Genomic DNA, 6,925 nt, shown 5'->3' with positions numbered 1-6,925 from the left:
TTCTGTACCTTCTTTAAGACCAATACCAACCTTCTTTTCACAAGAGGTACGAAAAAAGGGCAAGGAGAAGGGGCGAATACTTTTTACTGATGCCTCAATTCCTAATTTTACCTCTTTAATTGTGCCTACTGTAGAGCAATTAAGTTTTTCGAGAAGTTTATCTAACTGATTAAAAGTATCTTGCTGAAGCTCCTCTAATCTTGTGAGTGTGGGAGAAAACAAGTCATTATAAAGAGTCTCTGGTGCTTTTTGGACAATCTCATCAACTTTGGCCAAAAGTCTCATCATTTCTAAAGTAATTTGATTAATTCGTGCTTCTACAGCTCGATCTACTGTACCGAGAGTGTAGCGGACATCAATAAGAGCTTCTGCACGAGCCTGATTAATCTCTGAAAAGGTTTCCTGCATAGCACCACGATACTTGTCATCCACTGTTTCTAGAATTTGATCGATATCTTCAACCACTTCATTTTGAATTTCAAGGATATTTTTTTTTCCATCCTCCATAAGTCTTTTAGCTCCTTCTTCACTGCGAAGAATGTTTTTTGCTGCTACATCATCAACTTTCTTAAACACATCATCAAGAAGGGGGTTTATGTCACTTTTAATAAATTTACTTAATTCTGCTAATGCTGCTTCAGTAGACGCTTTACCAGCATCTTTAAATGGTTTTTTAAATATTTTTCCTATGTATCTACTAGGATCTATTTTGCGCCAAAAACTAGCTAAAGAAAGTTTAGGCTGCATTAAAACAACCATCATACTAAGACACAGAACAAAAAATATTTTGACTCTCTTCATTGACCTACCAGACCAAAAAGTTTCTATATTTTTCTTTGGGAAGTATAACTTTTTGCTTTCCACTATTATTATTTAAGGCTTTACAAGTTAAATGAATAAGAATTTGTTTTCAACTATTATATATTAAGGAAAGACTCATCAACTTAAACCAAGAATAGTATTTACCATTTCTGCTAATACCCTAGATTTTTTTGAGAGTCAAAAAATCTAAACTATCGCATTATTATGCAGCACTACCAGAAAAACATAAAAAAATTTCACTATACTTAAATATTACTATTTTTAGCGATATAGCTGCCGCTAGGCTCCGCCAACGCCAAAAAAAGCACTGAATATTATTCTCAGTGCTAACAGAAAAAATCTTATATATACAGGTAAAATTCTGAAACTAAATATCGTAACTTCTTGCTTCAGCAGCTTCTGGATTATCCTCACAATAAAGATCGAAAGCAGTTTTATCAAGTCTTTCAGCCTTCTGATGAGCAGCTTCAGCTTGTAACTCCTCCACAATATCCCATGCTGCTGCACATTCTCTAGAAGTAACACCTTTTTGTGCACAAATACTTCTTGCTTCTTCAATAGCTGCCTCAATTCTCTTTTCAAGTAGCACAGATTTTGGTTTTTCCACAAAATCACTCTTGCTTAAAATATCTGTAACTGAAATAATACCAAGCAATGTATCTTTAATCACAGGTGCTCGGTGTATACCTGTCTGAGCAAATAAACGCGCCACATATTCCACACCTAAATCCGGGTTAACAACAATACAAGGCTTAGTCATAATTTCATAAACTCGCACTTGTTTAGGGTCTTTCCCATAGGCAGCAACTTTATAAACAATATCTGCTTCTGTGACAATACCATAAGCATCTTGCTCGTGACGTCGTTCCACAATTAAAGCACGCAGACATAGATCGTTCATCTTCTTCACAGCATCAGCTACTGTCGCCGAACCCTTAATTTTCTCTACATCTGTGGTCATAATATCCTTAGCTTTCATCATCTTGACTGTTCCTCAATAATATGTGTTTAGTTATTTATATTTAAGCCACCAATATTTAGCAGCTTTGCTATTTACTAAGAGTAGAATAGAATAGTTATTTAGTCTACGAATTGAACAAATCCAATAATTAAAAATTTAGGACTTACGCACCAGACCATATATATAGCGTCATAAACTATAACGTTCTAGTTTTTACACTCTACATATAGTACCTTTGCGTAAGTCCTAAAATTGTTGCAATTGTTCTAATTTTCTAACTAATCTTGGTCAGTAATATCTGGAAAACCCTTAAAAGTCAATTTCCAACTAGAACTACTCTGTGTATTTAGGGAAAGTTCATTAATAATATTTCCAAAATCTTTTTGTAGTTTTTGAGTTAAAGTAATGGGAAAATCCAAATCTATTCCCTGCCTTTTTACTATAGTTGCCAACTCAGCAAAATTAACTTTCTGAGTAGTTCGTTCTACAGATGATAATTTAAAAGTCGAAGTTTCAGAAATATTCTGTGCCTGCATCGCTAATTTTATCCGTTCAAGTATATGAGAAATTTCTGAATCTAACAATTTCCATTCATGTAAAATTTCTTGATATCTATGAGTCAGTTCATCTAAATTATCAGTAGCAGGTTCAGTATTATTTTGATGAATTAACTCTAATAAAGCCAAGTGTACTTGAGCTAAGTAAACTGGGTCCATTTTTGCATATTCTAGTTGTTTTTCTGTGAGTGGTCGTTTTCCCCAATCACTTCCTTGTACTTCTTTATCTATGTTTTTAAAATTAGTTAATTTTTCAGCTAATGTCTTCAGTTTTAAGTTCGATACTGGCAAAATATAATAAGGTAATTTTTTAGCTATTTCCCAAGTACAAGTAATATTTTTAGCTTGATTTTTACCCAGAAATTTAATGTCATACTTAGCATTGTGAAATACCTTCTCAATATCAGGATTAACCATAACTCGATCGATAAAAAAGTTGGTTAAATCAGGTTTTTCTAAAATATCAAAAATATAAACATTGTCACCTAGAAAATCTTGAGGATCGGCTAATAATTGAATTAAAGATAATCTAGGTTGACGGGTATTATAATCTGCAACTTCTGTATCAATCCAAAGTATATTAGTTTGAGTCAATTTCTCAATAACTGTTTTAATACTATTATTATCTGTTAAATAAATCATATAGAAATTTTCAAATTATTTGGCCTAGATTGAAGGTTCGTGCAACTAGGGGCAATTAAAGCTTAAAAGTATTGGCTTATATTGTTTTTGCCTCTCTGGCTTTTTATTGTCTGAAATAACTTTCAAGCAATAATGGAACGGAATCATACTAAATCCGGGTATAAAGGAAGGCTTGTTCAATTATCAAATCCCTTATGTAGCAATGACTGTAACTTTAAAAAATACCTTCTCATACCGTTTCACGGAAGTCAAAAGTCATGCATTAATATTTTACAGACTTAGAACTTTTTAGAACTTTAGGGAATAGCAGAAAATAAATTATCCCAATTTTTCTACTAATCGCGTTAACTGGTTACTCCCTACTCCCTTACTTTTTCAATTTCTTCCCTACTCCCGTACGGGCGATTCGCATAGATGCCCCTACTCCCTTATTTTCATAGCTAATGGGATAATTTTTTATTTGGAATTCCCTTAACGCTACAGTAATTTCAGGAAATTATTTTACATCTAAAATTTGAAACTATTTGTGACATTTTTAAAGTGAATTGGTATCACTAACATGGATTTGGTATTATAAGAATTTCAGAGCATTTTCTAACTCGCTACATTATATAACACCAAGCTTCTATTTGGCTGTCAAATGAAGGTTTTAAGTTAAAATCAACTGTCATAAAAATTTTCACAACCAATTTAGGATTGCTATATATCACTTTTCTTGTTGTAAAAAGTCATCAACAGCAAAAGTAGTCGAGAACAAACAATTCTCGATTGTTAACGTTCCTTGAGAATTTTTTTTCATATTCCATGACCATAATCGACATCTCATATCTTTAGGATTTTTTACGATCGCTAAATGATTTACTTGAATACCTATAGGTTCATATTCACAAATTTTCCTTTTGTATAATTTTCCAGCGATATGTATACAAGTTCTAGTATCTTGATGACAAATATTACAAATATATTTATCTATGACTAATCCAGGACTTAGATATAATCCATCTCCAAACCGTTGTCTAAATTGTTCTTCAAATTGATAAATTTTTTTCAAAGCATTTTCAATTATTAACCCTGATATAGAAGGAGAAACAAACTCAAGTCTTTCTTTTGAGTCGCATTTTAGACTCCAAACTCTTTCAACTAATGTATTATCCTTGTACCAATTTTGATTTTTAGTCAATTCTAAGAGTAATGAAGTTTCTTGTAATCCCTTGAAAAAAATAAGTAAATTTCGTAAACAATAATATTCAGCTTCTTGATTTTTTTGTAGATACTTTTCGAGATAATTTTTGTATTTTTCGATAAAAGTTAAACATAATAAATGAGATTCATATAATTTATTGTTTGACATAAGCTTTAGCCAAATTCCCGCAAATTTTGAAGCTTCATATTGAAAAACTTCAGTTTGATTATTTTTGCTCTTTTTTGTCATTTTTAAATCCCTCTAATACTTTCAGGAATCCATCAACATCTCCGTGATAGTTAACAGAACCAGACTCAATCTTATTGTCGAATATTTTTAACTCTGCTTGGATTTGTGGAGAATTTTGATTATTTTTGTTTGACTGTGAGATTTTGTCTCCTATGAGGCGAACTATTACAACTATTAATATAGGTATGCAAGCTTTATCAAGTATCCAAATTAATCCAAGTTTTATTTCTACGCTTCTCAAATTTGAAACTTTTGCTTCTAATCCAAGGTCATATGAATTAGCACAAGATAATTGTTCTAATTTTAATAATTTGGTTAGATATATAGCATCATCTGTATCAATAAGTTCTAAATCTTCTTGAGAATTATTGATCTTACTTGGCAGAATTAATATTTGATATTTGTTTTTGATATTTTCTAGATTAATATCTAACTGTGATAAGTATTGATTCTCTTGTTTAATTTCTGCTAAAATTTCAGGTAATCGGTCTAAATCTCCCTCAGATAAATTACGGCCTGGTTTAGACTTTAAACAGTCAGCTAAGGCATAAAACGCCTTGGTATTGTCTCGATGAGCTAATATATAAGCTCGTAATTCTGATTCATTCATAGTTTGAAAATTTGTAGGATGATTCATAGAATTGTTACCTCACCATTTCTATCAATTAAAACTTGGATATCTTCACCTGCAAGAATGAAAATATCATCGCTTCTTTCATCTAGTCTAACTAAATAAATCGTTCATTAATTGATAATGGATAATTACCTCTGGTTAAAACCGTTACGGAATTGAATATAAGGAATATTTTCTTTTGTCTTGGTCGATTGGAGGCTAGCGAGGAGACCTCGCCATCCCATCCTACGGAATGCTGCCTCTTGCCTCCGCAGGAGGAGCTGCGCTAATAGAGGAGCTGCCTCTTTCAGAGGAGCTGCCTCTTGCAGAGGAGCTTCGCTAACGCTAACGCAAACGACCGCTTTTTCCCCTATCCAAGGGGAAGCTTCAAGGTGCGAATTATTTAATTATTTAATTATTAATTATAGCAATTCCCAAAAAGCGTGAGGTACAAAATTTTAGGTTTGAGGGAACACTTAACTGGGAACACTTAACTGGGAATAAAAAGACAATAAAACAATAAAGATAACTGTACCTCACGAGCTTGGGAAACGCTATATTAATTATTCGGTAAATACATCTGTGTGATTCTTTGACACAAAATCAAACTATTAACCCCTTGTTTCTCTGTGTGCATTTTCACGCCTCATACCCTAGATGACTTAAATTTTGTTTATTTCTGGCAATATAGCAAACCTAAATTGGTTGTGACAATTTTTATAATAATTAACTTGATTTGAAAACCTTGAAAATTCTATACGTTGCTAACCCGACGGCTCCCCTAACTAACTCCTAACTACCACCAAAATATGACAACTTCTTCAATAGGATTGCTATATGAAGATTTACTTATTAGCTATTGCTTTTGGTACGCTTTTAAAACTGTATTATACCAATTTTAAAAATAATATTACAGCCTAATTAATACTAAAATACTACAGCTGAAATATGATTGCTATAATTTTAATTATTCTTATGTTTACTTCTCTCCCACTCAAGAAATTGAAGTTACTCATTCTGACTCCTGATTCCTAATTAATAAACCTTACCATCTGGCATCATAGCCCCTGTTAAATTAGTATTTCGTAAATCCACCCCATCCAAAATTGCTCCCCTTAAACTAGCTCCACTTAAGTCAGCACCATCAAGATTAGCTTCACTCAAATCAGCCTTCCATAAATAAGCATCCTCTAAACAAGCACCACTTAAATCAGCTTTATGCAAATCAGCTAAATTAAGATTAGCTTGAGTGAAATTAGCATCAGTCAAAACTGTATAAGATAAATCAGCTATCGTCAAAACTGCTCCACTTAAATTACTATAAATTAATACCGTATTTCTCAGATTAGAGCCATTCATAGTTGTCTCTTTTAAGTTAGTAAAAATTAAATTAGCACCACTAAAATTGGTAGCAGTAAAATCTGCAGCACACAAGTTAGCTAACTTCATTTTAGCCCAATTAAAATTCACCCCATTAAAATCCATTCTATGTAAATCTACCTCCATCAAATATGCTTGACTCAGATTAACTCCTCTCATAAAAGCGCCTTGTGTTGAGGCTTCATTCAGTCGAAGTAGACTCAAATTAGCCCAACGAAGATTAGCATTTTTAAGATTAGCACACAAATTAATATCACTAAGATTAGCCCCACAAAGATTAATACCTTCTAGGTTAGCACCTCTCAAATTTACACCAGATAAAATAGCCCCACTTAATCTAGTGTTTAGTTGCAAAAGTTAGTAATATTATTTTTTTCTCTATTTTTGTAAGTTTGAAGCTTTTTTCTTGGTTAAATAAGTAGATTAATTTATGCAATCAGACACTAACACCAGATAACTCTGACTTAACCAAAAAAGAACCCTCTAAATTAGTTTTTTCAAGTCAGCATTAACAAGTT

General features: G+C 32.4%; 7 protein-coding genes. All 7 read right to left on the bottom strand.

The window, feature by feature from the left end; genetic code table 11:
* On the bottom strand, nt 1-864 hold an 864-nt coding region (locus tag F6K22_RS25830; protein ID WP_293104620.1), incomplete at its 3' end, for a hypothetical protein.
* A gap of 325 nt (nt 865-1,189) precedes the next feature.
* Entirely contained in the window at nt 1,190-1,804 is a 615-nt protein-coding gene (locus tag F6K22_RS25825) for a CP12 domain-containing protein (RefSeq protein WP_293104617.1), read from the bottom strand.
* Nucleotides 1,805-2,061: 257 nt separating this feature from the next.
* On the bottom strand, nt 2,062-2,982 hold the full coding sequence (locus tag F6K22_RS25820; RefSeq protein WP_293104614.1) for a ribonuclease D: 921 nt from the start codon (nt 2,980-2,982) through the stop codon (nt 2,062-2,064).
* A gap of 706 nt (nt 2,983-3,688) precedes the next feature.
* The gene (locus tag F6K22_RS25815; protein ID WP_293104612.1) at nt 3,689-4,414 is read right to left on the bottom strand and encodes a hypothetical protein; all 726 of its coding nucleotides are present in this window, start codon (nt 4,412-4,414) and stop codon (nt 3,689-3,691) included.
* Nucleotides 4,392-5,051 carry a DUF6887 family protein gene (locus tag F6K22_RS25810; RefSeq protein ID WP_293104609.1) on the bottom strand — a complete coding sequence of 220 codons (660 nt, stop codon included), beginning with the start codon at nt 5,049-5,051 and terminating at the stop codon, nt 4,392-4,394. The genes F6K22_RS25815 and F6K22_RS25810 overlap by 23 nt, the downstream gene beginning before the upstream one ends.
* A complete protein-coding gene (locus F6K22_RS43150) occupies nt 5,048-5,152 on the bottom strand; it encodes a DUF6888 family protein (RefSeq protein ID WP_375340197.1) in 105 nt (34 codons plus the stop codon). Before F6K22_RS43150 ends, F6K22_RS25810 begins: the two co-directional genes overlap by 4 nt.
* 910 nt (nt 5,153-6,062) lie before the next feature.
* Nucleotides 6,063-6,761: a pentapeptide repeat-containing protein gene (locus F6K22_RS25805; RefSeq protein ID WP_293104606.1), complete on the bottom strand. Its 699-nt coding sequence runs from the start codon at nt 6,759-6,761 to the stop codon at nt 6,063-6,065.
* Nucleotides 6,762-6,925 lie beyond the last annotated feature (164 nt).

It is taken from the genome of Okeania sp. SIO2F4 (assembly GCF_010672385.1).
GTDB lineage: Bacteria > Cyanobacteriota > Cyanobacteriia > Cyanobacteriales > Microcoleaceae > Trichodesmium.
This window is presented reverse-complemented; position numbering and strand designations above follow the sequence as displayed.